This is a genomic window from Paraburkholderia sp. EG286A (assembly GCF_040965375.1).
Classification (GTDB): Bacteria; Pseudomonadota; Gammaproteobacteria; order Burkholderiales; family Burkholderiaceae; genus Paraburkholderia.
The window spans coordinates 488,268-513,214 of sequence record NZ_JBFRCB010000002.1 but is presented as its reverse complement, the minus strand read 5'-3'; the positions used below and the strand labels follow the sequence as shown (position 1 = coordinate 513,214).

At 67.1% G+C, this 24,947-nt stretch carries 23 protein-coding genes; 9 read left to right on the top strand and 14 right to left on the bottom strand.

All coding sequences use genetic code 11. From position 1 onward, the window contains the following. Window positions 1-171: 171 nt before the first annotated feature. The 7 genes from AB4Y35_RS09020 to AB4Y35_RS08990 all read right to left on the bottom strand — a co-directional run bounded on the left by AB4Y35_RS09020 (window position 172) and on the right by AB4Y35_RS08990 (window position 6,660). Window positions 172-804, bottom strand: a complete 633-nt coding sequence (locus AB4Y35_RS09020; protein ID WP_368704161.1) for an alpha/beta hydrolase — start codon at window positions 802-804, stop codon at window positions 172-174. Between the two features lie 46 nt (window positions 805-850). Beyond that, the gene (locus AB4Y35_RS09015; RefSeq protein WP_069265095.1) at window positions 851-1,177 is read right to left on the bottom strand and encodes a ferredoxin; all 327 of its coding nucleotides are present in this window, start codon (window positions 1,175-1,177) and stop codon (window positions 851-853) included. A 163-nt stretch (window positions 1,178-1,340) separates the two neighbouring features. Next, window positions 1,341-2,723, bottom strand: coding sequence for a VanZ family protein (locus AB4Y35_RS09010; RefSeq protein WP_368704160.1), 1,383 nt, complete (start codon window positions 2,721-2,723; stop codon window positions 1,341-1,343). Window positions 2,724-2,793: 70 nt separating this feature from the next. After that, the gene (locus AB4Y35_RS09005) at window positions 2,794-3,468 is read right to left on the bottom strand and encodes an ABC-type transport auxiliary lipoprotein family protein (protein WP_368704159.1); all 675 of its coding nucleotides are present in this window, start codon (window positions 3,466-3,468) and stop codon (window positions 2,794-2,796) included. An 87-nt stretch (window positions 3,469-3,555) separates the two neighbouring features. Continuing rightward, a complete protein-coding gene (locus AB4Y35_RS09000; RefSeq protein ID WP_368704158.1) occupies window positions 3,556-4,521 on the bottom strand; it encodes an MlaD family protein in 966 nt (321 codons plus the stop codon). 73 nt (window positions 4,522-4,594) lie between these two features. Beyond that, window positions 4,595-5,530, bottom strand: coding sequence for an ABC transporter ATP-binding protein (locus AB4Y35_RS08995; RefSeq protein WP_368704157.1), 936 nt, complete (start codon window positions 5,528-5,530; stop codon window positions 4,595-4,597). Next, the gene (locus tag AB4Y35_RS08990; protein ID WP_368704156.1) at window positions 5,527-6,660 is read right to left on the bottom strand and encodes an MlaE family ABC transporter permease; all 1,134 of its coding nucleotides are present in this window, start codon (window positions 6,658-6,660) and stop codon (window positions 5,527-5,529) included. Before AB4Y35_RS08990 ends, AB4Y35_RS08995 begins: the two co-directional genes overlap by 4 nt. Window positions 6,661-7,011: 351 nt before the next feature. Here AB4Y35_RS08990 and AB4Y35_RS08985 point away from each other — a divergent pair, with 351 nt between their 5' ends. From AB4Y35_RS08985 to AB4Y35_RS08975, 3 genes are all read left to right on the top strand, one after another. Further along, the gene (locus AB4Y35_RS08985) at window positions 7,012-7,923 is read left to right on the top strand and encodes a biotin--[acetyl-CoA-carboxylase] ligase (protein WP_368692515.1); all 912 of its coding nucleotides are present in this window, start codon (window positions 7,012-7,014) and stop codon (window positions 7,921-7,923) included. After that, window positions 7,920-8,720, top strand: a complete 801-nt coding sequence (locus AB4Y35_RS08980; protein ID WP_368692514.1) for a type III pantothenate kinase — start codon at window positions 7,920-7,922, stop codon at window positions 8,718-8,720. Before AB4Y35_RS08985 ends, AB4Y35_RS08980 begins: the two co-directional genes overlap by 4 nt. 73 nt (window positions 8,721-8,793) lie before the next feature. Then, window positions 8,794-9,033: a hypothetical protein gene (locus AB4Y35_RS08975; RefSeq protein ID WP_133185352.1), complete on the top strand. Its 240-nt coding sequence runs from the start codon at window positions 8,794-8,796 to the stop codon at window positions 9,031-9,033. A gap of 111 nt (window positions 9,034-9,144) precedes the next feature. Here AB4Y35_RS08975 and rfaE2 read toward each other — a convergent pair whose 3' ends face one another. From rfaE2 to AB4Y35_RS08940, 7 genes are all read right to left on the bottom strand, one after another. Next, the gene (rfaE2, locus tag AB4Y35_RS08970; protein WP_368704155.1) at window positions 9,145-9,636 is read right to left on the bottom strand and encodes a D-glycero-beta-D-manno-heptose 1-phosphate adenylyltransferase; all 492 of its coding nucleotides are present in this window, start codon (window positions 9,634-9,636) and stop codon (window positions 9,145-9,147) included. 179 nt (window positions 9,637-9,815) lie between these two features. Then, entirely contained in the window at window positions 9,816-10,685 is an 870-nt protein-coding gene (locus AB4Y35_RS08965; RefSeq protein WP_368704154.1) for a ferritin-like domain-containing protein, read from the bottom strand. Window positions 10,686-11,171: 486 nt separating this feature from the next. Then, window positions 11,172-12,377 (bottom strand): patatin-like phospholipase family protein, encoded by a 1,206-nt coding sequence (locus AB4Y35_RS08960; protein WP_368704153.1) that lies wholly within the window; start codon window positions 12,375-12,377, stop codon window positions 11,172-11,174. A 108-nt stretch (window positions 12,378-12,485) separates the two neighbouring features. Then, window positions 12,486-13,232 (bottom strand): PhaM family polyhydroxyalkanoate granule multifunctional regulatory protein, encoded by a 747-nt coding sequence (locus tag AB4Y35_RS08955; protein WP_368704152.1) that lies wholly within the window; start codon window positions 13,230-13,232, stop codon window positions 12,486-12,488. A gap of 119 nt (window positions 13,233-13,351) precedes the next feature. Continuing rightward, the gene (locus AB4Y35_RS08950) at window positions 13,352-14,176 is read right to left on the bottom strand and encodes an enoyl-CoA hydratase/isomerase family protein (RefSeq protein ID WP_368704151.1); all 825 of its coding nucleotides are present in this window, start codon (window positions 14,174-14,176) and stop codon (window positions 13,352-13,354) included. Window positions 14,177-14,235: 59 nt separating this feature from the next. Next, window positions 14,236-15,366: an ABC transporter substrate-binding protein gene (locus tag AB4Y35_RS08945; RefSeq protein WP_368704635.1), complete on the bottom strand. Its 1,131-nt coding sequence runs from the start codon at window positions 15,364-15,366 to the stop codon at window positions 14,236-14,238. Window positions 15,367-15,560: 194 nt separating this feature from the next. Further along, complete coding sequence (locus tag AB4Y35_RS08940; protein ID WP_368704150.1) at window positions 15,561-16,553, bottom strand: fumarylacetoacetate hydrolase family protein; 993 nt, start codon at window positions 16,551-16,553, stop codon at window positions 15,561-15,563. A gap of 117 nt (window positions 16,554-16,670) precedes the next feature. On the opposite strand from AB4Y35_RS08940, the gene AB4Y35_RS08935 reads away from it, so the two are divergent. The 6 genes from AB4Y35_RS08935 (at window position 16,671) to metH (ending at window position 24,835) form a co-directional block, all read left to right on the top strand. Then, on the top strand, window positions 16,671-17,576 hold the full coding sequence (locus AB4Y35_RS08935) for an IclR family transcriptional regulator (protein ID WP_368704149.1): 906 nt from the start codon (window positions 16,671-16,673) through the stop codon (window positions 17,574-17,576). Window positions 17,577-17,694: 118 nt separating this feature from the next. Further along, complete coding sequence (locus AB4Y35_RS08930) at window positions 17,695-19,116, top strand: DUF3108 domain-containing protein (RefSeq protein WP_368704148.1); 1,422 nt, start codon at window positions 17,695-17,697, stop codon at window positions 19,114-19,116. Window positions 19,117-19,548: 432 nt separating this feature from the next. Then, on the top strand, window positions 19,549-20,337 hold the full coding sequence (pcaD, locus tag AB4Y35_RS08925) for a 3-oxoadipate enol-lactonase (RefSeq protein WP_368704147.1): 789 nt from the start codon (window positions 19,549-19,551) through the stop codon (window positions 20,335-20,337). 176 nt (window positions 20,338-20,513) lie between these two features. After that, entirely contained in the window at window positions 20,514-20,771 is a 258-nt protein-coding gene (locus AB4Y35_RS08920; protein WP_028201771.1) for a DUF3567 domain-containing protein, read from the top strand. Window positions 20,772-20,973: 202 nt separating this feature from the next. Further along, a complete protein-coding gene (locus tag AB4Y35_RS08915) occupies window positions 20,974-22,056 on the top strand; it encodes a homocysteine S-methyltransferase family protein (protein WP_368704146.1) in 1,083 nt (360 codons plus the stop codon). 61 nt (window positions 22,057-22,117) lie between these two features. After that, window positions 22,118-24,835, top strand: coding sequence for a methionine synthase (metH, locus tag AB4Y35_RS08910; protein ID WP_368704145.1), 2,718 nt, complete (start codon window positions 22,118-22,120; stop codon window positions 24,833-24,835). Window positions 24,836-24,947: the final 112 nt, after the last annotated feature.

The following is a 24,947-nucleotide window of genomic DNA, read 5'->3' as shown; positions in this document are numbered from 1 at the left end:
ACGCGTCACGTCGTGGCGAATTTTCGCTAAGTCACACGTTTGCGCATACCTGTCGTGCATTTTTCACGCATTTCGCCGGGCATACGCGTGGTGACGAACGGCTTGCATCGGGCCCCGAAACAGCGGGGCCGACAGCGGGGCCAACAGCGGGGCCGACTGCGGGCCGACGCTTCAGCGCCACGCTTCGACGATGATGCGCTTGAGGATATGCAGCTTGCGGTGCAGGAAATGTTCTGCCCCCGGAATCACGACGATCGGCAATTCCTGCGGACGCGCCCATTCGTACACCGAGAGAATCGGCACGGTGTCGTCGAGTTCGCCGTGGATCACGAGCGTGTCGTCGCGCACGGGTGCGACTTCCCAGCGGCTCGCAGCCGTGCCGACGAACACCATGCGCTCGATCGCGCCGCCCGCTTCGAGATAGCGCTTTGCGACGTGCGAGAGCACGAAGGTGCCGAACGAAAAGCCCGCGAGCACGAGGGGCACGTCGGCCTGGCCCGGTTGCGCGCGCATGTGGGCGATGAGTTCGAGCAGGTCGTCCTGTTCGCCGATGCCGTTGTCGTGCGTGCCCGCCGTTTCGCCCACGCCGCGAAAGTTCGAGCGGTAGGTCGTGTAGCCGAGCTGCACCAGCGTGCGCGCGAGCGTTTGCGCAACCTTGTTGTCCATCGTGCCGCCAAAGAGCGGATGCGGATGCGCGACGAGCGCAATGCCGCGCGGCGTCGTGCCGGCGTCGGGCACGTCGAGCGCGCATTCGATCTTGCCGACGGGACCGTCGATCTGGAATTTTTGTGTCTGGGCGTTCATCGTGCGGCAGTCCTTACGGGTACTGTTTGGCCGTGCATGGGGGCAATCAGCGATCGATCTTCAAGCGCTCGACCACCTGGCCGTTCTGCAGATGCGAGACGACGATTTCGTCGATGTCGCTCTCGTCGATATACGTGTACCACGTGCCTTCCGGATACACGACGACGGCCGGACCCTCCTCGCAGCGGTCGAGACAGCCCGCCTTGTTGATGCGCACCTGGCCCGGGCCCGCGAGGCCCAGCTGTTTCACGCGCTTCTTCGCGTATTCCTGCATGGCCTGGGCGTTGCAATTCGCGCAGCTCGGGCGGTCCGCGCCGGGGTCGCGCTGGTTCAGGCAGAAAAAGACGTGGTACTTGTAGAACGAATCGGTCATGGCGTGAGGCACCGGTGAGTGTCGTGCAGGGAGCGCAGGCTTGCCGAAAGCGTCTGGCCCGCCTTGGCGGCAATAGATTGCGTGGCGCGCGAGCGTGGCAGCGCGGCGATCCGGTCGATTATAACGAGCGCGGCGTGAACGCTCAGGCCAGCGCCGCGCGCGCTCACCAGTCCTGGCGAGCGCGCTTCGCGGCGCGGCGCGCGCGCCGCACGAGCCACGCGCGTTCGAGCGAGAACGCCGTCCACGCGAGCGCGGCCCAGGGCCATGTCCAGGCGAGCCAGCGCGCGAGGCCGTTGAAGTGCAGGTAGCGGCCCTGCCGCCAGTCCGCGAGCACGACGTCGAAGTACGGGTTCACGGGCAGCACGTTCACGAACACGAGGGCCACCGCGAGCGCGAGCGTCGCCGCCGCGGCGCGCACGGCGCGCGGCAGGCGCAAGGCGAGCAACGCGAGCAGCGTGCCCCACACGAGGCCCGCGAGCGCCCCCGGCGTCGCCCAGTCGAAGATCAGCCCGCTTTGCGACTGCAGAAAGGTCGCGCCGACCTTGACGACGAGCGTCACCACGATCAGCGCGATGACGAGCCGCGCGCGCGGCGCCCGCGAGCGCATGGGGAGCGTCGCAAACGCCGCCGCGCCGAACAGGTTCAGCGTCGTGACGATCGCTTCCCAGCCGCTATCGGGCAAGCGCGCGGCGAGCATGTCGGGCAGCGAGCGCAGATGCCAGGCGGCGGGCGTCCAGGCGAGCACGGCGTCCTGCATCGAGCCGTCGAGGCGCTGCCAGAGCGCGCGCGCCCACTCGCCGAGGCCGAAGAGGCGCGGCGTGGGGTACATCGTCGCGAACGGCCAAAGCCCGGCGAGCACCATCAGCACGGCCGCGTCGCGCTCGAACCAGCGAAAGCGCAGGCGGCGCAGGAAGCCGCGCTCGAGCAGCGCGCCGGTGGCGGGCGCCGCCACGAGCGCGCCGAGCAAGGCGCCGAGCGCATTCGAGGCGAGATCGAGGTTGGACGCGACGCGCGTGGGCAGCCAGGTCTGCACGGCCTCCATGACGCCCGAGAGCAGCGTGCCCGCAATGGCGGCGAGCAGCACCGCGAGCCAGCCGCGCCAGCGCGGCCACGCCGCGAGCACGACGAGCGCGCCGAACGGCATGTAGCCGAGCACGTTGGTGACGATGTCGAACACCGTCCAGTAGCGCGGCCACGGATCGCCGAGATAGGCGAAGGGACTGAGGCCGAGCGAGCGCCAGCCGGTGAACGGATACCACGAGCCATAAACGATCAGCGCCGTGTAGAGCGCGAGCGCCTGGCGCGAGAGCGTCGAGGCCTGGCGCGGCAGCGACTCGCGCGCGGCGGCTGGCGATGACGCTGACGCTGATGACGCTGATGACGCTGATGACGCGGGCGCGGGCGTGTCGCCGCTGGCGATCGCACCGCGTTCGTCGCCAGCGCCCTGGCCGTTGCTTTGGCCACCGCCTTGACCACCCTCGTCGCCGTCCATCCCGCGCCGCCCGCCGTGCGGGGCGCGCAGCCGGAGCCGTCCCGCTTCGATCATGCCGCTATCCCGCCCTTGCCCCCCAATGTCACGCCGCGCATCGTGACCGCGCGACGCCTCTCCATGCCCCTCAAGGCGTGCCCGCGAACGACTGCGTGCTCAGCCACGCGCCCACCTGATTGGCGAAATCGTCGCTGGCCGCCTGCAGCGCACGCACGCCGCCCGCGGCGTCCGGCGTAGGCGCCGGCGCGCGCGTGGCGAACGAGCGCTGCGCCAGCACCCTGCCGCCTTGCATGAGCGTTGCGCGCGCCGCCAGCACGCCCGCGCTTTGCGTCGGGCTCTCGAACACCTGCTCGAACTCGTACAGCTCGACCTTGAGCATCGGCGCCTGCACGGCGTCGCCGCCCGCGAGCACCGTCGCTTGTGCGCCGAGCGACGTGCGCAGGTGTTCCGTTAGCAGGCGCGCCGGCGACATCGTCCAGCGGCTGTTCGCGTAGCGCGCCGTGCGCTGCGAGTCGAAATTCATCCGGTAGAGGATGCCGTCGTTATCGAGCGGCGGCGGCGCGCTCACGGCCAGCACCTTCAGGAGCGGCCTGGCACGCGGCGCGCCAGGCGCCGCGGAGGCGGCCTGAGCGCCTGGCGCTTCCTGCGACGATTGCAGCCCGAGGTCGTAGCGAGCCTCGTTGATCGCCGGATTGCTCGCACAGGCGGCGAGCAGCGCGCCGAGCGCGAGCGCCGCCAGCCAGGCTGAGCCGGCGGTTGCGGCGCGTTGCATCGATCGTGGCAGGCGTGATGTGCGTGACATTGCGTTTCCTTCTTTGGCGCGCGGCGCATGCGCCGCGCGAAACTGCATCGAATGGTGCCGCGTCAGGCCGTCGGGCAGCGGCGCGGCCTACTTCGTCCCCGCAGCCGACGGCCACGCAAAGCCCGCCTCGCCCGGCCCGGGCGCCGGCTGCGGCGCGCCGCCGAACAGCACGCTGCGCGGGCTCGTGCTGAAGGTGCCCGCCGCGCGGTCCACCGCGCGCATGGCCGAGCGCACGTCGTCGGTGAGCGAGTCGACGCGCGGCAGCGTGTCGTAGCCCACGCGCGCCGACAGGTCCTGGATCGAGACGTCGATCGAGGTGAGCGCCGCGCCCGCCTGGGCCGCCGCCGTGCCGGCCTTGTTCAGGTTGGTCTGGAACGGGCCGTCCGGGCGGTTCATGCTCGTGATCAGCGTGTTGGTCGACTGCAGCGTGTGCTGCAGTTCCGCCACCGCGCCCGGCAACTGCTTCGTGGCAGGCTCGAGCTGCCCGGCGAGCACGTTCACGCTGCTCGCGGCCTGCTGCAGGCTGTTCACGGCCTGCATCACCTGTTTGCGGTTGTCCTCGGAGAGCATTGCGTCGATGTCGCCGGCAATGTTGTCGAGCTTGCGCAGGAGCGCGTCGCCGCGGCGCTGGAGCTGGTCGAGCAAGCCCGGGCGCAGCGGCAGCTCGGCCACGCGCGCCGGCGAAGAATGCAGCGGCGAGAGGTCCACGCCGTTGTCGTCGAGCTGCACGAACGCGATGCCCGTCACGCCCTGCAGCGCGAGCGAGCCGAAGGTGGAGCGCGTCATTGGCGCCTTCTGGTCGACGAGAATGCGAATGCGGATCTGGCCCGGATGCTGGGTATCGAACTTGATCGACTGCACCTTGCCCACGTCGATCCCGCGAAACCGCACCGCCGCGTCCGGATAGAGGCCCGTCACGCTCGAGCGCGAAATGAGGTCGTACGGCACGCGCACGGACCGATCGGCGCTGAAGAAGACGACGACGAGCGCGATCACGATCAGCAGCCCTATCGTGAACATGCCCGCCCAGAACGCATGCGGTTTGTTTTCCATCGTCAGATTCCTTCTTTGGCGGCCGCGGCGCGCCGGTTGAGCCGGTCAGGCCGGATAGAGGCGTGCGCGGGCCCTACCACGGCTTGTACCCCACGGCTGCGGGAGCGAGCGCCGCCGGCGGCAGCTTTGCGCGCCGCTCGGGCGGCAGCGCCTGGAGCGCGCGGCGACCGCGCATGCCCAGAAAGTACTCGCGGATGAACGGATGATCGACGCTCGCCGCCTCTTCCACGGGCGCCGCCACGAGCACCCGGCGCTCGGCGAGCACCGCCACGCGCGTGGACAGCGCGACCATGGCGTCCAGGTCGTGCGTGACGAGCACCACCGTGAGCCCCAACGCCCGGTGCAGCGTGCTGATGAGCTCCACCACTTCGTCGGAGGAGCGCGGGTCGAGCCCGGCCGTGGGCTCGTCGAGAAAGAGCAGCTCCGGCTCCAGCACGATCGCGCGCGCGAGGCCCACGCGCTTGATCATGCCGCCCGACAGCGCGGCCGGCATTTTCGAGGCGTGCTTGCACGGCAGCCCGACCATTTCGAGCTTGAGCATCACGATGTCGCGCAGCAGGGCGGCCGGCACCTTGCCGAGTTCGCGCACCGGCTGGGCGATGTTGTCGAACACCGTGAGCGACGAGAACAGCGCGCCCTGCTGGAACAGCATGCCGGTGCGCGTGCGCATGAGGCGGGCGCGCTCGGCGTCGATGGTCGTGATGTTCTCGCCGAACATCTTGATGGTGCCCGAGGTCGGCTTCTCGAGCCCGAGGATCTGGCGCACGAGCGTGGTCTTGCCCGAGCCCGAGCCGCCCACCAGCGTGACAATCTCGCCGCGGCGAATTTCGAGGTTCAGATGCTGATGGACGACGTTGCGCCCGTAGCGCTTCGAGAGGTTGTGGACCTCGATCACCGGCTCGCCGATGGCCGGCAGCGGCAGATCCTGCGCGACCTCCTTGAGCGGCGTGGTGATCGTGCCGGTCGTTTTCGTCTCGATCGTCGTAACCGTCGTGCCAGTCGTGCTCATGAAAGCCCCACGTTCTGGAACAGGATCGCGAACACGGCGTCGGCGAGGATCACGATCGTGATCGACGTGACGACCGACGTGGTCGTGCCCTCGCCCAGGCTCTGCGAATTCGCCTTGATGCGAAAGCCGAAGTGACAGCCCACGATCGCCACCAGCATGCCGAACGCCACACCTTTGCCGAGGCCGATCCACAGATTGGCGATCGGCACGACGCTGGGCATCGAGCGCATGAACCACGAAATGTCGATGCCCAGCACGATCTTCGCCGCGATCGCGCCGCCTAGCAACGCAATGATGTCGGTCCAGATCACGAGCAGCGGCATCGCGATGCCGAGCGCGATCACCCGCGGCAGGATCAGGCGCAGGCCGTGCGAGATGCCCATCACGCGCATGGCGTCGAGTTCCTCGGTCACGCGCATCACGCCGATCTGCGCCGTGATGGCCGAGCCCGAGCGCCCCGCCACGAGAATCGCCGAGAGCACGGGCCCGAGTTCGCGGATCACCGCGAGGCCGAGGATATTGACGATGAACTGGTTCGCGCCGAACAGGCGCAATTGCTGCGCCGAGAGGTACGACAGCACGATGCCGATCAGAAACGCGACGAGCGCGGTGATCGGCAGCGCGCGCGCGCCGGCGTTGTAGATGTTCGCCGAAATCTCGATCCACGGCGTGACCTTGGGCTTGCGCACCACGAGCAGCAGATCGAGGATCACGCGCCCGAACATGGCGATGCCGCCGTACAGGTGGTCGAAGAACGAGAAGATCGCGAGGCCGAGCTGGGTGACCGGATCGATGCGCACGATGCGCTCCGCCGGCTCGCGCACCGAGTCGAGCAGGGCGATGCGCTCGAAGATGTCGCGCTGCGTCTGCGTGAGGTCGACGAGGTCGGTGGGCAGCTTGTGGCCCCAGACGCGCCAGAGCGCCTGGCCGCCCACGTGGTCCATGCGCTCCACGCCCGAGAGGTCCCATTCGCCGATGCGCTCGTCGGCGAGCGCGCGCAGACGCACCGCCGCACCGCCCTGGTCGCGGTCGCGCGCGAGCGCGAGCGCTGTCCACTGGCCAGACAGGCGCACGGTCTTTCCGTGGGTGCCGGCCGAGACTTCAAGGCCGGGCGGCGTGTCTTGATTCAAGGGTAAGCACTCGACGGACGGGGTGAGCAAACATTGTAGCGAACGCGCCCCGTTTCGTCGGTCCGAAAGCGCACGGTTGGCTTTCAGACACGAGGCGAACTGTGGGCAACTCTCTGGATAACTTGTGGACTGCCTGTGGGCGGCCTGTGAATTGCCTAAAGATTAAGCAAATTGCGCGGAAATCGGCGTGGTGATTGTCAGCTTCCGATCCCTTCGGGCACCTTCGACCCTGTGGACGATTCCGTGGATAACCTGTGGGCCGCCTGTGGGTGGCATGTGGATTGCCCACATTTCGGGTCGAAACCAGCGTGGCGGGCTGCCACCCGCGCCCCAGCCACTACAATATGAGACATGAACGCGACGCCCCCCACCCCCGAGACTCCGAGCGCCGGCGACTGGCGCATCGACCGCAACCGCGCGATCACGCTGTTCGGCCCGGCCGCACACGACTGGCCCATCGAGATCGTCGAGGAAACCGGCTCGACCAACGCCGACCTCATGGCGCGCCTGAAGGCGCTGCCGCAACAGCGCGACGCGCTCGCACGCCCGATCGTGCGCGTGGCCTATCTGCAGACGGCCGGCCGGGGCCGGCGCGGCCGCACCTGGGTCGCGCAGCCCGGCGACGCGCTGCTGTTCTCGATCGGCTGCGTGCTGCCGCGCCCCATCGAAGGGCTTGCGGGCTTGAGCCTCGCCGTCGGCTCGGCGCTGGTGGACGGCCTGCGCACGCTGCCCGTGACCGCGCCCGGACAAATCGCGCTCAAGTGGCCCAATGACGTGCTGCTCGAAGGCGACAAGCTGGTGGGCATCCTCGTGGAGACCGCCTGGACCACCGCCGACGCCACGGCGGTCGTGATCGGCATCGGCACGAACGTGCGCGGCGAAGATGCGCTCGCCGCCAGCGTCGAGGCGCTCAACGCCGCCGGCGGCAGCGCGGCGGTCGTGCCCGGCACGACGCCCACGGCGCTGTCGCGCGCGTGGCCGAACGCCAACCTCACCGACACGCTCGCCGCCGAACTCAACGCGCTCGAAGCCGCGCTGCAACGCTTCGGCGCGGCGGGCTTTGCGCCCTTCCAGGCGCGCTGGAATGCGTGCCACGCGTACGCGGGCCGCGAGGTCGCCATCTACGAGCAAGGCAAGGAGCTGCTGCGCGGCACGGCGGCCGGCGTGGACGAGCGCGGCCAGTTGCTCCTCGATACGCCGGGCGGGCGCGAGACCGTCACGGCCGGCGACGTGTCGCTGCGGCTCGCGGACAGCGGTGCATGAGCCGCGGCCCCTTCCTCCTGATCGACGCAGGCAACAGCCGGATCAAATGGGCGCTCGTCGCGCCAGACGGGTCGCGCCTGCACGCGGGAACGATGGATCATGTGCGCGACGACGATGCGCAATCCACCAAGGCCGCACGCCAAACCGGAAGCGAAGACTGGGCGACGCTGCCCCGGCCCGCCGGCGCGTGGATCTCGAACGTCGCGGGCGCGGCAGTCGGCGAACGCCTCGGCGCGCTGGTGGAGGCGCACTGGCCCGGCCTCTCGCGCACCGTGGTGCGGGCCTGCGCGCAGCAGTGCGGCGTGACGAACAGCTATGCCACGCCCGACGCGCTCGGCAGCGACCGCTGGGCCGGCATGATCGGCGCGCACGCCGCGTATCCGGACGAGCCGCTCCTGATCGCGACATTCGGCACGGCCACCACGCTCGAAGCGCTGCGCGCCGACGGCACGTTCGTCGGCGGCATGATCGCGCCCGGTTTCACGCTCATGATGCGCTCGCTCGGCGAGCACACCGCGCAACTGCCCGTGGTCGCCGGCGGCATGGCGAATGCTGCTCACCCCGGCATCGCCTTCGCCACCGACACGCGAAGCTCGATCTCGGCGGGCTGTGCGCTCGCGCAGGCCGCGCTCATCGAGCGCGCCTGGGCCGATCTGCAGGATGCGTGGAGGATGCCGGTGCGGCTCGTGGTGAGCGGCGGCGCGGCGGCCGAAGTGACAGCGGCGCTCAAGGTGCCGCATACTCGCCACGATGCGCTGGTGCTGTCGGGCCTCGCGCTCATCGCGGCGCAGTCCTGAGACGCGCGCGACCCACGCGCCGCCCACATCTGGCCCTGAAACTGAACGAACGATTTCGAAGGAGCTTCACACGATGCTGCGCTGGCTGATCGCCATTCTGATTCTCGCCAACGGGCTGGCCTTTGCCGCCATTGGCGGCGTGTTCGGCCCGACGCCCTCGTCGGGTACGCGCGAAACCCAGCACCTGAACCGGCAGATCCACCCCGAGCGGCTGGTGGTGAAGGCAATCCGGCCCTCCGAGTCAGCCGACGTGCCGACCGTCGGCGGCCCGGTGGCGGATCCGTCGGTGCAGGCGTCGACCCTCACGCAGTAAGCCACGCTTCAAACGCAACCGGCCGCAGGCTGGGCACGCCCAAACCTTGGGCGGCCCGGCCTGCGGCCGGTTTTGCATCGTCCGCCGCACGGTGCGGACGGACGCCGGAACTTACTTCGATCCTTCCTGCGCGCGCACTTTCTGCAGCAGCTTCGTCGTGGAGCGGTCGTGCTCGAAAGCGATTGCGAGCGCCCGCCCGCCCCAGCCGCGCACCAGCGCCGACTCGGGCAGCGCGTCCATGTCGTAGTCACCGCCCTTGACGAGAATATCGGGGCGCAAGGCACCGATCAGCTCGACGGGCGTCTGCTCGCCGAACTGCACGACCCAGTCCACGCTCTCCAGCGCCGCCAGCAGCGCCATGCGGTCGTTCTCGTTGTTGATGGGGCGGTCGTCGCCCTTGCCGAGCATCTTCACCGAAGCGTCGCTGTTCACGCCGACGATCAGCGTGGCGCCCAGCGCCTTCGCATCGGCGAGATAGGTGACGTGTCCGCGGTGCAGGATGTCGAAGACGCCATTGGTGAACACTACAGGGCCGGGCAGCGAGGCGCGCAGTTGCGCGAGCGCCGCGCGGGTCGTGATCTTGCGTTCGAAGGAAGCGGGCATGGAATGAGGCTCGGATAAAAAATAGGCGCGGATCGCATCGGGCAAGCCGCATGGGTCAAGCCGCATAGGGCAAGCCGCTGAGACGCGCGCCAATGAAAACGGCCCGTCACGCGAGAAGCGCTTCGGGCCGTCCCGGTCGCGGCGCGCCACCAGCCACGCACGCGAGATGTCCCGGCGCGTCAGGCCGGCAGTTGCGTGCCTTGCTCGGCTTGCAGGCGCTGCACTACTTCCTTGCGATAGCGGTTCAGCTCCTGTGCCGTGGTGAACGTGCGCTCGAACAGGATCGAGAGGTTGTGCAGAATGCGCTCGATCACCTTCTTTTCCCAGCCGTCGTCGAAGCGGATCTGCTCGTCGAGCCAGCGCTCGAGCCATTCCGGGTCGGGCAGGCGCGACTGCACGGTGTCGCGCGGGAACAGCGCCTGGTTCACGTGCAGGTTCGTGGGGTGCAGCGGCTTTTCGGTGCGGCGCGCCGAAGCCATCAGCACGCCGATCTTCGCGAACGCCGCGCGCGCGACGTCGCCGAAATTGGTGAGCGCCTTCTTCATGTAACGCAGATAGGCGCCGCCGTGACGCGCTTCGTCGCGCGAAATCGTTTCGTAGATGGCCTTGATGACCGGCTCCGTGTGCCATTCGGCGGCACGGCGATACCAGTGGTTCAGGCGGATTTCGCCGCAGAAGTGCAGCATGAGCGTTTCGAGCGGCGGCGCCGGATCGAACTCGAAGCGCACGGCGTGCAACTCTTCTTCGGTCGGCACCATTTCCGGCTTGAAGCGGCGCAGGTATTCCATGAGCACGAGCGAATGCTTTTGCTCTTCGAAGAACCACACGCTCATGAACGCCGAAAAGTCGCTGTCGTGATGGTTGTCGCGCAGGAACATTTCCGTGGCCGGCAGCGCCGACCATTCGGTGATCGCGTTCATCTTGATGGTCGCGGCCTGCTCATCGGTAAGGAGCGACGCATCGAACTTGTCCCAGGGAATGTCCTTTTCCATGTCCCATCGGACCGATTCGAGCGATTTGTAAAGTTCCGGATAAAGCATCGTGTTCATAGTCCCGCCCCTGATCTGCGCATAACGCGCGCATGACGAATTCGTAGCGTGCCGCGTGCCCGCATACAACGCGGCCGCGCAGGCAAAAAGCATTTAATTTTACGCGGTATCCGGCCCTCTGGACGCAATCGCAGACCGGCGAACGCAACACGCGTTGCCCCACGACAATCCAGCCAACCGGAATGAAGGCGCCGTCGTGGATTCTGGGTAGCTGCTCCGTTCCTTGAACCCGGCCGCCTGATACCGCTGATCACCACCGATACCCGCGAGGCGTGCGAGCCGTCGCCGCGGGCCTCTGCGACACAATGCCGCACTCTAGCACCCCACGTTCGACGTCCTGTTGCCACACCTTGCTGGCTGATTTTCCAATGGGCAGACATCCCACCCGTCAAGGCCGCGGAACCTGCGCGGCGAAGCGCCGCAACGCCGCCCGCAACTCCCACAAATGACCAGAAAAACCTTACACAATAATAGCATGCCGATGTTTCAGTTCCGCCGCACCCCGAAATCCATGATCGCACCGTCTGTCGGAGCTTTGAGCCAAGTCAAAAGAACATCACTTTGAGCGAGCGTGTCGTGGTAACCCAGCTCGATCAATTCCCGGGTGAATTCACGCTCGAACAGCAAATAACTCGCGAACGCCGCGCCCGAAGCGCGGTTGCCGCCCATCGCCCCCAGCAGCATGCGCACCGAGCGCGGCAACTGCTGCAAGTGGCGCGCGGCAATCAGTTCGATACGCTCGCTCGGCGCGATTGCGAGCACCTCGACATGCCGCCAGCCGCTCTCCGGCTCCACCGTATGCGGCAGTTGCAGGACCATGCGGTTCACGTGCTCGATGCGCTCGATATCGGCGCCGAGCGAGTCGAGGAACACGCTCGCGAGCACCTGCTGGCCGATCTGCGCGAGCGTCGGATACCGGTCGATGTCGGGGCGCGCCGCGGGCACCTCCGGCGTGGGCGCCGCTGCGCCCAGCACGACGATGCGCTGCGCGCCGAAGTGGATGGCCGGCGAGAGCGGTGCGATCTGCCGGATCGAACCGTCGCCGAAATATTCGTGACGGCCGTCGAGTTCGAGACGCACGGCCGGGAACACGTACGGAATCGCAGCAGATGCGAGCACATGGGCAGGCGTGAGCGCGACCATGCGCGCGGTACGCTGCGCGCGCCGCCACGCGGTAATCGGCTCGCACGCCTGATAGAACGTGACATGCCGCCCCGACGAATAGCTGAGCGCCGTGACGGCGAGCGCGTAGAGTAGCCGCTCGTCGAGCATCTGTTCGATGCGATGGAAATTGAGCGCGTGCGGGAGCATGCGCGCGAGCGGCGTGCTGTCGAACAGGGTGCGTGGCGCGGCGTGCGCGCCCACGCTCGATACGGCCCAGCCGAACGCGAGCGCGGCGAGCCAGCGCGCGCCCGCAGCCGCGACGCCGGGCCAGTCGGTGCGATAGATCTGGCTGGCGCGCATGTCCGACCAGACGTCGACGAGGCGCGCCGCGCCGTGCGCGAACTGGTCGGCGTGACTCGCGATCGAGGTAGCATTGATCGCGCCAGCCGAGGTGCCGCAGATCACCGTGAAGGGCATGGCACGGCGCGCCGGCTCGGCCTGGCCGGCCAGCTCCGCAAGCGCGCGCAAGGCGCCGGCCTGGTAGGCCGCACGCGCGCCGCCGCCCATCATCACGAGCGCAAGCCGCATGATGCCGACGCTCCCCGTTGTTGTTCAGCTTTTGTCCCGCGGTTGCCCTGCTGTTGCCTTTCTGTTGCGTCCCGCAGGACGGTTCTTCGTGACGTGACGCCGCGCGCCTTATTCCGGCTGTGCCGGCGCCTTCTTCGCGCCGCGCGGCACGCTGCGGCCCGCGCCGCCGCTGTTGCCATTGCCGTTGCCGGTGTTGCTGCTCCGCTTGGCGGTACTGCTGCGTTTCGCCGGGGCGGCTTCGGTCTTCGCCTGCGCCTCGCTCACCGCTTCGGCGGCCGCTTGCGCGGCCTGCGCCGCGGCGGCGGGCTGCGCCATCGCGAATTGCGCGAGCTGGTTGAACTGTGCCTGCACGAGATTCCACCACGAACCCGCGTCGAAGCCCGGCGGCGCGGATGCCGCGCCCTCGGGTGCTGTGCCTGCGTTCGCGGCATCCGGCTCGGCGCCCCGCTCGCGCGCGGCGCCCGTTCTCGGCGCTTCGGATTCGGCGTGCGTCGGGGTCATCTGCGCCTGCGCGAACGCGCCGAACGCACGCAGCGTGGTGAGCGTAGCGCGCTGTACCTCGAGCGCCTGGATGGCGGACTGCAACATACCGAGATTGAGCTTGAGCCACTGCTCGACGGCGCGCAGATCGGTGATGCGCTTGTCGAGTTCCTCGATGTTGGTGAGTGGCGTCATCATGTCGGTCATCATCGAAAGCGGCGGGCCAAAGGCTTGCGCCACGCCCGGCTCGCCCCCCGGGAACGCGCCGCCGAACGGCGTGAGGCGCATCATCCCCCACATCTGGTCGAGCATTTCGGCGGGCGGAAAGCCTGGAAAGCCCGGGAACGGCGGCATGGTGCCTGCTGAGTCGGTCATGCGGAACTCCCTCGCATAGATAGGTGGTCAAATGCGCGCGCGTGGGCGGCACGAAACGATCTCTTCGATGATAGCGCGCGTAAAAGCAGAAATCGGCAGAAAGCACGAACCAAAATGCGTCAGAATGGATCGCCGCCCGGAAATTCCGGCGCACGCCGCTCGCGCAGCGACTGCACGCCCTCACGCACGTCGGGTCCCGCAAAGCCCATGAATTCGAGCGCAAGCGACGTGTCGAAGGTCGGCCCCGCCATGCGCAGCCAGTTGTTGAGCGCGTACTTGGTCCAGCGCACCGCGGTTTGCGAACCGTTGGCGAGGCGCTTCGCCACTTCGAACGCCTTCGGCAGCAGGTCGTTCTCGTCCACGGCGAGCGAGACGAGGCCAATGCGCTCCGCCTCCTCGCCGCTCACCGGCTCGCACAGCAGCAGGTAATACTTCGCCTTCGCCATGCCGCACAACAGCGGCCACACGATCGCCGCGTGGTCGCCCGCCGCGACGCCGAGGCGCGTATGGCCATCGATGATGCGCGCCGTTTTCGTGGCGATGGAAATGTCAGCCAGGAGTCCCGCGACGAGCCCCGCGCCCACTGCCGGACCGTGCATCGCCGAGACGATCGGCTTGCCGCAGTTGATGACGTTGTAGACGAGGTCGCGCGCCTCGCGCCACACGCGCGCGCGCACGTCGAAATGCGTGGCCATGTCCTCGACGAGCTGCAGGTCGCCGCCCGCCGAAAAGCCCTTGCCCTCGCCGCGAATCACGGCGACGCGCGCGTCGGGATCGCGGTCCACGTCGCGCCAGATCTCGGCCAGTTCACGGTGCATGTTGGCGTCGGCGGTCGCCAGACTGCTCTTGTTTGCGCCCTCGCCGCTCATCACGATCTCGACGATGCCGTGTTCGTGCCGCCGCACGCGCAGAGCCTGATAGTGGGCATAAAAAGGATCGTTCATGCGCGGACCTCCTTTGCTTCGGATTGCTGATTACGTGAAAGCGATGGCAGTGCCGCTCATCAGTGCGGCTGATACACCCACTTGCCGTCGCGGATCTCGACCATCACGCGCGCTCGCGCGTCGAGGCCGAGGTGATCGGTGGCGCTCATGTTGACGACGCCATTGGTGTCATGCAGTCCGTGCGTTGCTTCGAGCGCGTCGCGCAGCGCGTGGCGAAACGCGGGCGTGCCAGGCGCTGCCGACTTGAGCGCGACGGGTATCGCGTTCTGCAGCAGAAGTCCCGCGTCCCACGTGTACGCGCCGAACGCCGACACGGTGCCCGCGCCGTTACGGGCTTCGTAACGCGAAATATAGTCGAGCGCGAGGCGCCGGCCGGGCTGGTCCTCGGGCAGCTGCGCGGCCACGAGCACCTGGCTTGCGGGCAGGAAGGTGCCATTGCAGTCGGCGCCGCACACGCGCAGGAAGTCGCGGTTACCCACGCCGTGGTTGTGATAGATGACGCCCTTGTAGCCGCGCTCCTTGAGCGCCTTCGGCGGCAGCGCGGCAGGCGTGCCGGCCGCGCCGACCACGACGGCATCGGGGTGCGCCGCGACGATCTTGAGGACCTGCCCCGTCACGCTCGGATCGGTGCGATTGAAGCGTTCGTTCGCGACGAGCTTGATGTCGTGCTGCTGCGCGGCCTTCGCGATCTCGGCATAAAACGTCTCGCCGAGCGCGTCGGCCTGGCCGATATAGGCGAGCGTCTTCACGTTGTGCGCGGCTGCGTGCTCCATGATCGCACCGGCCATCATCGCGTCGGTTTGCGGCGTCTTGAACATCCAGTGGCGCTTGTCGTCGACGGGCTCGATGATCTTCGCCGACGATGCGAGCGAGATCGTGGGCGTCTCGCCTTGCGCGATCACGTCGAGCATCGCGAGCGAGTTGGGTGTGATCGACGAGCCGATGATCGCGTCGACATGCTGTTCGTCGATGAGCTTCTTCGTGTCCTGCACGGCCTGGGTCGTGTCGGAGGCGTCGTCGAGCACGATGTACTGAACTTTCTGACCCGCGATCTCGGTGGGGAACATCGCGGCGGTGTCGCGTGCGGGAATGCCGAGCGAGGCGGCCGGGCCCGTGAGCGAAAGCACGAGGCCGATCTTGACCTGCGCGAGCGCAAGCGTGGGCGCACAGATACCGAAGAGCGAGGCGATGCGTACAGCAAGACGGCTGGGGCGAGAAGCGTTCACGGTGTCTCCTTGTCGTTCGTTTTACGTTTGGATGCTGCGTGCTTCTACGGCTCGTCCCTTGACTGGTCTCCCCGATGCGCTCGAAGAAAAAGGGCGTTCGCCAGTGTAGCCGCACGCGTGGCGCGCGGCATCCGGCGAAACCCTTCAGCGCTTGCGCGTCATTGCTCGCCGTGGAGCGACGCCACAGCCTGATCGATCGCGCCGAAAATCGACTTGCCCGCTTCGTCGAGCATCTCGATCTTCACGCTGTCGCCGAACTTCATGAACTCGGTGCTCGCCTGCCCGCTTTCGATCATTTCGAGGCAGCGCTTCTCGGCAATGCAGCAGTAGCCGCGCTTCGCGTCCTTGTTCGAGACCGTGCCCGAACCCACGATGGCGCCCGCGCGCAGATTGCGCGTTTTCGCAGCGTGCGCGATCAACTGGCCGAAGTGGAACACCATGTCCGTGCCGGCATCGGGCTGGCCGACCTTCTTGCCGTTCCAGTGCACGATGAGCGGCAGGTGCACGCGCCCTTCGCGCCAGTGCTCGCCGAGTTCGTCGGGCGTGACCATCACCGGCGCGAACGCGCTGGCCGGCTTGCTCTGGAAAAAGCCGAAGCCCTTCGCGAGTTCCGCGGGAATGAGGTTGCGCAGCGAGACGTCGTTGACGAGCGTGACGAGCCGCACGGCCCGCAACGCTTCGTCGGGGCTCACGCCCATCGGCACGTCGCCGGTCACGACGGCCACTTCGGCTTCGAAGTCGATGCCAAACGCCTCGGACGCGCACACGATGTCGTCGCAAGGCCCGATGAAGTCGTCGCTGCCGCCCTGGTACATGAGCGGGTCGGTCCAGAATTCGGCGGGCATCTCGGCGCCGCGCGCGCGACGCACGAGTTCGACGTGATTCACGTACGACGAGCCATCCGCCCATTGGTACGCACGCGGCAGCGGCGCCATGCAATCGCGCGCGTCGAAGCTGAACGCGTTGCGCGCACGGCCGTAGTTGAGCGCGTCGTACAGCTCGGCGAGCTGCGGCGCGTAGAAGCGCCAGTCGTCGAGCACGCGCTGCAGCGTGGGTGCGATCGCGTCGGCGATGGCGGCGCTGCGCAAATCGCGGGAAACGACGATCAGCTGCCCGTCGCGGGTGCCGTCCTTGAGCGTGGCAAGTTTCATGGAATCAGACGTGAGTGACGATAAGGGAAATGTATTCTACGATGGTGAATCGGCGGGCCCCAAGCGGGCGAGCCGTATGCCCCCAGTCGCCGTACGTTTGAACACCACAACGCATCCATGCCGCCAACCGTCCGATCCGCCTCGCCGCGCGCGAGCGCCACAGACGCCACGAACGCCGAAGATCTCGCCGACACCCTCGACACCGCTGACGCCCCGGAAGGCGCCGAAGCCGGCGAAGAAAAACTGCGCTCGGGCATCCAGTCGATCGAAGTGGGTTTTCGCCTGCTCGAAGTGCTCACCGGCGAGCCGCGCGCGATGATGCTGCGCGACCTCGCGCAGCGCGCGGGCATGAGCCCGGCGAAGGCGCACCGCTATCTCGTGAGCTTCATGCGCCTCGGCGTGGTCGCGCAGGACCCGCTCTCGGGGCGCTACGAACTGGGCGGCTTCGCGTTGCAGCTCGGACTCGCGCGCCTCGCGCGCGTGGACGGCGTCAAGCTCGCGCGCCTCGCGCTCACCGAATTGCGCGACACGCTCGACATCACCGTGGGCATCGCCGTGTGGGGCAACCAGGGGCCGACCGTCGTGCACTGGCTGGAGTCGAGCCACCCCGCGAAAGCATCGCTCAAGCTCGGCGACGTCATGCCGATGCTCAGTTCCGCCACCGGCCTGCTGTTCGCCGCCTATCTGCCGCGCAGCAAGACCGCCCCGATGATCGAGCGCGAACTCGCGGGCGCACAGCACTACTCGTACGGCTCGACACCGCGCACGGCCGAAGCGCTCGAACTGGCGCTCGCCGAAGTTCGCGAGCATGCTGCAGCCCGCGTGGAGGGCATGTTGCTGCCGACCATCCACGCGTTCTGCACGCCTGTCTTCGACGCGAGCGGCGAACTCGCGCTCGGGCTCATCGCGCTCGGTCACGAAGGCGCGTTCGATATCGCCTGGAACGGCGCAGTGGACACCGCGCTGCGCGCGTGCGCCGAAAAACTGTCGTACGAATTGGGGTACAGTCCAACGCCGCGCTGAGGGCTGTATGTCTGGGCCGGCACACATGTGACCCCGCTCGCGCGCGTCTGCGTTTCTGCAGGCACCCGGCGGGTTGTGTCACATTAACGTACGACCGATACCGACCCACGAACCACCGATGTCCACTCCCGCCGCCCCGCGCGAGGCACACCGCCTCGACACCGACTCACGCACGCCGCAGCGCTTGCGCGCGTGGCGCTGGGTCGGTGTGTTCGTCGCGGTCACGGCGCTACATTGGCTCGCGGCCGAATGGTTCGAGCGGCATCACGGCGCGCCGCCGCCTGTCGCGCATGTGCGTGTGCCGGTGCAAGTGGCGCTGCTCAAACCCGAGCGCATCGAGCGCGAGGCCAAGCCCGCGGGCCCCGCGGCGGCGCCCGCGCATGCCGCGCCCAAACCGGCGCCCAGGCCCGCCGAGCCGCATACGCTGCACGCGGTGACGCCGCCCAAACCGCACCCCAAAGCGCCGGCTTCGCCGCCGGATACGCAGGCGGCGTCCGCGCCCGCAGCCGCATCGCCAGCCAGCGCGAGCGCCGCCGGCACCAGCGGGACAGCCAGCACCGCGCCGGGCAACGGCAAGCAGCCTTCGGCGCAAGCCACGCAGGCCTCGCATGGACTGAAGTTTTCGGTGCCCCCATCGGGCGAGCTGCAGTACGACACCTTCTATAACGGCGTGCGCAATCAGCCCGGCACGATCCACTGGTCGAGCGACGGGCAGCGCTACGAGATGATCGTGCGTGTGCCGCTGCCTTTCGTCGGCGAGTTCAGCTGGACAAGCAAGGGCCGCGTGGACGCCTTCGGCCTCGCGCCCGATCAGTACATCGAAAAGCGCGGCCATCGTCCTTCGGACGTGACGGTTTTCAACCGCACCGACAAGCAGATCGTCTTCACGCGCACGCCCAATTCGCTTGCGCTGCCCGATGGCGCGCAGGACCGCTTCAGCATGGTGATGCAGCTCGCGAGCCTCGTGCGCGGCGACCCCGACGCGTACAAGCCCGGCGTCACGCGCGAGTTCTATGTCGCGGACAACGACAGCGGCGAGACCTGGCCCATCACCACGATCGGCGACGAAACCGTGAGCACGGATCATGGCTATGTCACGGCGCGCCACTTCATGCGTCTGCCGCGCCGCGAGGGCGACAAGCGGCGCATCGACGTGTGGCTCGCGCAGTCGCTCGGCTGGTTGCCCGTGCGCCTCGTGCAAACCGAACCGAATGGCAACCAGTTCGAGCTGGTGTGGCGTGGCGCGCTCACGGTGCCGGACGCATCGAACGCGCCCGCGCCGGCGCCCGACTCCGCAGCGGCCGCGACCGCCACGACGCCCGGCGCCGCATCCGACACAACCTCGGCACAATCCGCAACGCCGGAAGCGGCGCCGGCTTCTGCGCCCGCTGCGTCACAGCCGGAACCGCAACCGTCGGCGCAGCCGGCGCCGCCCGCCAATATGCAGACAGAAACGCCAGCCGAAGCACCGCCGCCACCGTCCACCGGCGACGCGCAACCGTCGCCCGCTTCGCCAGGCCCGGCGCCCGAGCATCCCTGAGCGCGCAAGCGCACGCAGCGCGCGATCCGGACGGCCCGCTTCGCAACACAAATTCGCGGAATAGCGCATACTGGACTCGAGCCATGCGTCAAGGATCGCAAGGCATCGCGCGCAACACGAAGGGCCAAAGAACAAGCAGACGAAACACGGCAGCACGACACGGCGCGCAGACAACGGACCAGCGAACGGGCCGACAAACGGACCGACAAACGGACCAGCACGAACAAACCGATACAACGCTGCACAAGACGGACAAAATCGGCACGGCACAATAAACAGCGCAGCAAACAGGGACGCGACACACAAGCTAACGAACATCGCATCGCGCATCGTCTGCGCGCTCCAGGCGCGCGGATTGCTCCACCAGCATCGCGTGCATGCAGTACCTCGCAAACGGCTTGACTCCCAGCCTGGAAGGCGAAGGAGGAACCCATGCAAGTGACTGTCAACGGCATCGATACGCACTATGTCTTCGACGACAGGAGCGGTGGGCCCGCGCTGGCGTTCATTCACCAACTGGGCGGCGACCTTGGCGTGTGGGACACGCTCGCCGGACATTTCCGCCATCGCCACAGCGTGCTGCGCTATGACGTGCGCGGCCACGGCGCGAGCGCCGTCGCGAGCGAATCCTTCGGCTTCGCAGATCTCGCCGCCGACCTCGATGCGCTTTTCGACGCCACTGGCATCGAGCATGCGCATCTCGTCGGTATGTCGATGGGCGGCATGATCGCGCAGCAGTTCGCGCTCGATTATCCGGAACGCGTGACGACGCTCACGCTTTGCGACACCGCGAGCCATACGCCGCTACAAGCACGCGAAACATGGAACGATCGCGCCGCCACAGTACGCAGCGAGGGTCTCGGGGCGCTCGTCGACGCGACGATGGCACGCTGGTTCACCGCCGACTTCCGGCACGCGCATGCGCCGACTGTCGAGCGCATTTGTGACGTTTTATTACGGACCCCTTCAGAAGGCTATGCGATGGCCTGCGAGGCGCTACGCGATTTCGACGTGCACAAGAGGCTCGCGCAACTGCGCGTGCCGACGCTCGCAGTCGCGGGCCGCCACGACAGCGGCACGCCGATGGCCATGACGCAGGCCCTTGCAAGAGCGATAGAAGGGTCGCATTTCGTGGTGCTCGATGCCGCGCATCTGGCCCCGGTAGAGGAGTCGCACCGTTTCACCGCTTTGCTAGAAACGTTTCTCAAACAGTTGGTCTAAGTAGTTCGAAGTAAAAGCATCTTGGCAGTGGCAGCAGACGCAGTTGAGAAGTGAAGTAAAAAAGGGAGAGCAGTCCACATAAGAGGTGATGCGGGACCCACCCCTTGAATTCCAGAACGAACGCTCCATGTATTGACCTGAGAAGGTCAGGGAGCACAGGAAAAAGGAGTGTCGCCATGCAAATGATCTACAACAGTCCCAACTATTGCGTCGTCGAGTTCCCACCGCAGGACGGCCACAGCGCGATGCGCGCAGGAGGCTACGAGATCGTCGACAAAAACGCGCGCCGCGAGATCTTCATCGACGGCGTGATGGCGGCACGTTTTCGCGAAGACGTGCAAAAGCTGATGGACGAAGACCAGTCGCTCGACGAAGTCGACGAATTCCTCGGACAGTTCGACAGCCTCATGCAGCAACCCGTCGTGCTTCACTGACGCTAGCGCACCCCGCGGCACTCAACGCGCAGCGTCCTTCACACGAAACCCCGTCCGGCTTGCCGGGCGGGGTTTTCTTTTGGCCGTCCGGCGCGCGCCACAGCGGTTGCCGGCACGCGACGCCGCCCGCAGCGGCGGGTTGCCGCAGCGGCTACAATGTGGGGTTTCCCAGTTCAACCGGCACCACGCCCGCCCGCGATCCATGAACCAGCCCGCAGCCCTTGCCTCGCGCCCCGCCGGGGACGCCAAATACACGCGCGGCGCAGCGCTTCCCGCGCTGCTCGCCTCGCGCATCGTGATCCTCGACGGCGCGATGGGCACGATGATCCAGCGCTACAAGCTCGACGAAGCCGCCTATCGAGGTAAAGGCGGCGTCGAACGCTTCAAGGACTACCCGCGCGATATCAAGGGCAACAACGAACTGCTCTCGCTCACGCAGCCGCAGATCATCAGCGAGATTCACGAGCAGTATCTCGCGGCGGGCGCGGACATCATCGAGACCAACACGTTCGGCGCGACCACGGTGGCCCAGGACGACTACGGCATGGGCGATCTCGCCATCGAGATGAACGTCGAGTCGGCAAAGCTCGCGCGCGCCGCATGCGAAAAGTATTCCACGCCGGACAAGCCGCGCTTCGCCGCGGGCGCGATCGGGCCGACGCCGAAAACGGCGAGCATCTCGCCCGACGTGAACGATCCGGGCGCGCGCAACGTGACGTTCGAAGAGCTGCGCCATGCGTACTACGTGCAGGCGAAGGCGCTCATGGACGGCGGCTGCGACCTCTTCCTCGTCGAGACGATCTTCGACACGCTCAACGCCAAGGCCGCCCTGTTCGCGCTCGACCAGCTCTTCGAAGACACGGGCGAGAATCTGCCGATCATGATCTCGGGCACTGTCACCGACGCCTCGGGCCGCATTCTCTCGGGCCAGACCGTCGAAGCGTTCTGGAACTCGCTGCGCCACGCGAAGCCGCTCACGTTCGGCCTGAACTGCGCGCTGGGCGCGGCGCTCATGCGTCCGTACATCGCCGAGCTTGCGAAGCTCTGCGACACCTACGTCTCGTGCTATCCGAACGCGGGCCTGCCGAACCCGATGAGCGACACGGGCTTCGACGAAACGCCCGCCGATACCTCGGCACTGCTCAAGGAATTCGCGAGCGCCGGCCTCGTGAACGTGGCGGGCGGCTGCTGTGGCACGACGCCCGAGCACATCGCGGCCATCGCCAAGGCACTCGCCGAGATCAAGCCGCGCCGCTGGCCCGGCCAGTATCGCGACGCTGCCTGACGCCACATTCGATCGCCGCTTCCGAGTCCCGCTCCCACACCCTACGATCCGGTCCCACGCCATGACTGACCATACCCTGCGCCTTTCCGGCCTCGAACCCTTCAACGTGACGGAAGGCACGCTGTTCATCAACGTGGGCGAGCGCACCAACGTGACCGGCTCGAAGGCCTTCGCGCGGATGATTCTCAACGGCCAGTTCGACGAGGCACTCGCGGTGGCGCGCCAGCAGGTCGAAAACGGCGCGCAGGTCATCGACGTCAACATGGACGAAGCCATGCTCGACTCGAAGGCGGCGATGGTGCGCTTCATGAACCTGATCGCCTCCGAGCCCGACATCGCGCGCGTGCCGATCATGATCGACTCGTCGAAGTGGGACGTGATCGAGGCGGGCCTGCAGTGTGTGCAGGGCAAGGCCATCGTCAACTCGATCTCGCTCAAGGAAGGCAAGGAGCAGTTCGTGCATCACGCGAAGCTGATTCGCCGCTACGGCGCGGCGAGCGTGGTGATGGCGTTCGACGAGCAGGGCCAGGCCGACACGTTCGCGCGCAAGACCGAGATCTGCAAGCGCTCCTACGACATCCTCGTGAACGAAGTCGGCTTCCCGCCCGAGGACATCATCTTCGACCCGAACATCTTCGCGGTGGCCACGGGCATCGAGGAGCACAACAACTACGCGGTGGACTTCATCAACGCCACGCGCTGGATCAAGCAGAACCTGCCCTACGCGAAGATCAGCGGCGGCGTGTCGAACGTGTCGTTCTCGTTCCGCGGCAATGACCCGGTGCGCGAGGCGATCCACACCGTGTTCCTCTACCACGCCATTCAGGCGGGCATGGACATGGGCATCGTCAACGCGGGCCAGCTCGGCGTGTACGCCGACCTCGACGCCGAACTGCGCGAGCGCGTGGAAGACGTGGTGCTCAACCGCCGCGCCGACGGCACCGACCGTCTGCTCGAAATCGCCGACAAGTTCAAGACCGGCGCCGCGAAGAAGGAAGAGAACCTCGAGTGGCGCAACCAGGCCGTGGAAAAGCGTCTTGCGCATGCACTCGTGCACGGCATCACGAACTTCATTGTCGAGGACACCGAAGAAGCGCGCGAGAAGATCATGGGCGGCGGCGGGCGCCCGATCAACGTGATCGAAGGCCCGCTCATGGACGGCATGAACATCGTCGGCGACCTGTTCGGCCAGGGCAAGATGTTCCTGCCGCAGGTCGTGAAATCGGCGCGCGTGATGAAGCAGGCCGTGGCGCACCTGATTCCGTTCATCGAGGAAGAAAAGCGCCTGCTCGCCGAATCGGGCGCCGACGTGCGCGCGAAGGGCAAGATCGTCATCGCGACCGTGAAGGGCGACGTGCACGACATCGGCAAGAACATCGTCTCGGTGGTGCTCCAGTGCAATAACTTCGAAGTGGTCAACATGGGCGTGATGGTCCCGTGCAACGAGATCCTCGCGAAGGCCAAGGTCGAAGGCGCGGATATCGTCGGCCTCTCGGGGCTCATTACGCCGTCGCTCGAGGAAATGGCGTACGTTGCGAGCGAAATGCAGCGCGACGACTACTTCCGCATCAAGAAGATTCCGCTCTTGATCGGCGGCGCGACCACCTCGCGTGTGCATACGGCCGTGAAGATCGCGCCGCACTATGAAGGTCCGGTCGTGTACGTGCCGGACGCGTCGCGTTCGGTGTCGGTCGCGTCGAGCCTGCTTTCCGATGAAGGCGCAGCGAAGTACCTCGACGAACTCAAGGCCGACTACGAGCGCATTCGCGACCAGCACGCCAACAAGAAGGCCACGCCGCTCGTGACGCTCGAAGAAGCGCGCGCGAACAAGACGAAGATCGACTGGGCGAACTTCCAGCCCGTGAAGCCGAAGTTCATCGGCCGCCGCGTGTTCAAGAATTTCGACTTGAACGAGCTCGCGCATTACATCGACTGGGGTCCGTTCTTCCAGACGTGGGATCTCGCCGGTCCCTATCCGCAGATCCTCAACGACGAGATCGTCGGCGAGTCGGCGCGCCGCGTGTTTTCCGACGCGAAGTCGATGCTTTCGCGCCTGATTCAGGGCCGCTGGCTGCAGGCCAACGGCGTGATCGCGCTGCTGCCCGCGAACACGGTGAACGACGACGACATCGAGATCTACACCGACGAGTCGCGCAGCGAAGTCGCGCTCACGTGGCGCAACCTGCGCCAGCAGTCGGTGCGCCCGGTGGTGGACGGCGTGATGCGTCCGAACCGCTCGCTCGCCGACTTCATCGCGCCGAAGGACTCGGGCGTGGCGGACTATATCGGCATGTTCGCGGTGACCGCGGGCATTGGCGTGGACGTGAAGGAAGCGCAGTTCGAGAAGGACCACGACGACTACAGCGCGATCATGCTCAAGGCGCTCGCGGACCGCTTCGCGGAAGCGTTCGCCGAAGCGTTGCACGCACGCGTGCGCCGCGACCTGTGGGGCTATGCGGCCAGCGAAACGCTCGACAACGACGCGCTGATCGCCGAAAAGTACGCGGGCATTCGCCCCGCGCCCGGCTACCCGGCCTGCCCGGATCACCTCGTGAAGCGCGACATGTTCGACTTCCTGCAGGCGGGCGAGGTGGGCATGAGCGTGACGGAATCGCTCGCCATGCTGCCGGCCGCGAGCGTGTCGGGCTTCTATCTCGCACACCCGGACAGCACCTATTTCTCGGTGGGCAAGATCGGCCAGGACCAGCTCGCCGACTATGCAAAGCGTATGTCGCTCTCCGACGAAGACGCCCGCCGCGCACTCGCGCCGCAGCTCTAAGCCGCGCGGCGCGCCGCCGCGGGCGGCGCGCTTTCTCCCGTCGCGCTACCCCCTGTTGTCGCCGCCCGACATACGCCATCCGGCAAGGTGAAGATTACGCGCGCGCGATTTT

What these genes read in the sequence shown, in the direction of transcription:
- AB4Y35_RS08915 (WP_368704146.1), top strand. Translation starts at nt 20,974, where the DNA reads ATGAACCAGCCCGCAGCCCTTGCCTCGCGCCCCGCCGGGGACGCCAAA.
- metH (WP_368704145.1), top strand. Translation starts at nt 22,118, where the DNA reads ATGACTGACCATACCCTGCGCCTTTCCGGCCTCGAACCCTTCAACGTG.
- rfaE2 (WP_368704155.1), bottom strand. Translation starts at nt 9,636, where the DNA reads ATGCCCGCTTCCTTCGAACGCAAGATCACGACCCGCGCGGCGCTCGCG.
- AB4Y35_RS09010 (WP_368704160.1), bottom strand. Translation starts at nt 2,723, where the DNA reads ATGATCGAAGCGGGACGGCTCCGGCTGCGCGCCCCGCACGGCGGGCGG.
- AB4Y35_RS08965 (WP_368704154.1), bottom strand. Translation starts at nt 10,685, where the DNA reads ATGAACACGATGCTTTATCCGGAACTTTACAAATCGCTCGAATCGGTC.
- AB4Y35_RS08985 (WP_368692515.1), top strand. Translation starts at nt 7,012, where the DNA reads ATGAACGCGACGCCCCCCACCCCCGAGACTCCGAGCGCCGGCGACTGG.
- AB4Y35_RS08960 (WP_368704153.1), bottom strand. Translation starts at nt 12,377, where the DNA reads ATGCGGCTTGCGCTCGTGATGATGGGCGGCGGCGCGCGTGCGGCCTAC.
- AB4Y35_RS08980 (WP_368692514.1), top strand. Translation starts at nt 7,920, where the DNA reads ATGAGCCGCGGCCCCTTCCTCCTGATCGACGCAGGCAACAGCCGGATC.
- AB4Y35_RS08950 (WP_368704151.1), bottom strand. Translation starts at nt 14,176, where the DNA reads ATGAACGATCCTTTTTATGCCCACTATCAGGCTCTGCGCGTGCGGCGG.
- AB4Y35_RS08975 (WP_133185352.1), top strand. Translation starts at nt 8,794, where the DNA reads ATGCTGCGCTGGCTGATCGCCATTCTGATTCTCGCCAACGGGCTGGCC.
- AB4Y35_RS08940 (WP_368704150.1), bottom strand. Translation starts at nt 16,553, where the DNA reads ATGAAACTTGCCACGCTCAAGGACGGCACCCGCGACGGGCAGCTGATC.
- AB4Y35_RS09000 (WP_368704158.1), bottom strand. Translation starts at nt 4,521, where the DNA reads ATGGAAAACAAACCGCATGCGTTCTGGGCGGGCATGTTCACGATAGGG.
- AB4Y35_RS09015 (WP_069265095.1), bottom strand. Translation starts at nt 1,177, where the DNA reads ATGACCGATTCGTTCTACAAGTACCACGTCTTTTTCTGCCTGAACCAG.
- AB4Y35_RS08955 (WP_368704152.1), bottom strand. Translation starts at nt 13,232, where the DNA reads ATGACCGACTCAGCAGGCACCATGCCGCCGTTCCCGGGCTTTCCAGGC.
- pcaD (WP_368704147.1), top strand. Translation starts at nt 19,549, where the DNA reads ATGCAAGTGACTGTCAACGGCATCGATACGCACTATGTCTTCGACGAC.
- AB4Y35_RS08995 (WP_368704157.1), bottom strand. Translation starts at nt 5,530, where the DNA reads ATGAGCACGACTGGCACGACGGTTACGACGATCGAGACGAAAACGACC.
- AB4Y35_RS09005 (WP_368704159.1), bottom strand. Translation starts at nt 3,468, where the DNA reads ATGTCACGCACATCACGCCTGCCACGATCGATGCAACGCGCCGCAACC.
- AB4Y35_RS09020 (WP_368704161.1), bottom strand. Translation starts at nt 804, where the DNA reads ATGAACGCCCAGACACAAAAATTCCAGATCGACGGTCCCGTCGGCAAG.
- AB4Y35_RS08935 (WP_368704149.1), top strand. Translation starts at nt 16,671, where the DNA reads ATGCCGCCAACCGTCCGATCCGCCTCGCCGCGCGCGAGCGCCACAGAC.
- AB4Y35_RS08920 (WP_028201771.1), top strand. Translation starts at nt 20,514, where the DNA reads ATGCAAATGATCTACAACAGTCCCAACTATTGCGTCGTCGAGTTCCCA.
- AB4Y35_RS08930 (WP_368704148.1), top strand. Translation starts at nt 17,695, where the DNA reads ATGTCCACTCCCGCCGCCCCGCGCGAGGCACACCGCCTCGACACCGAC.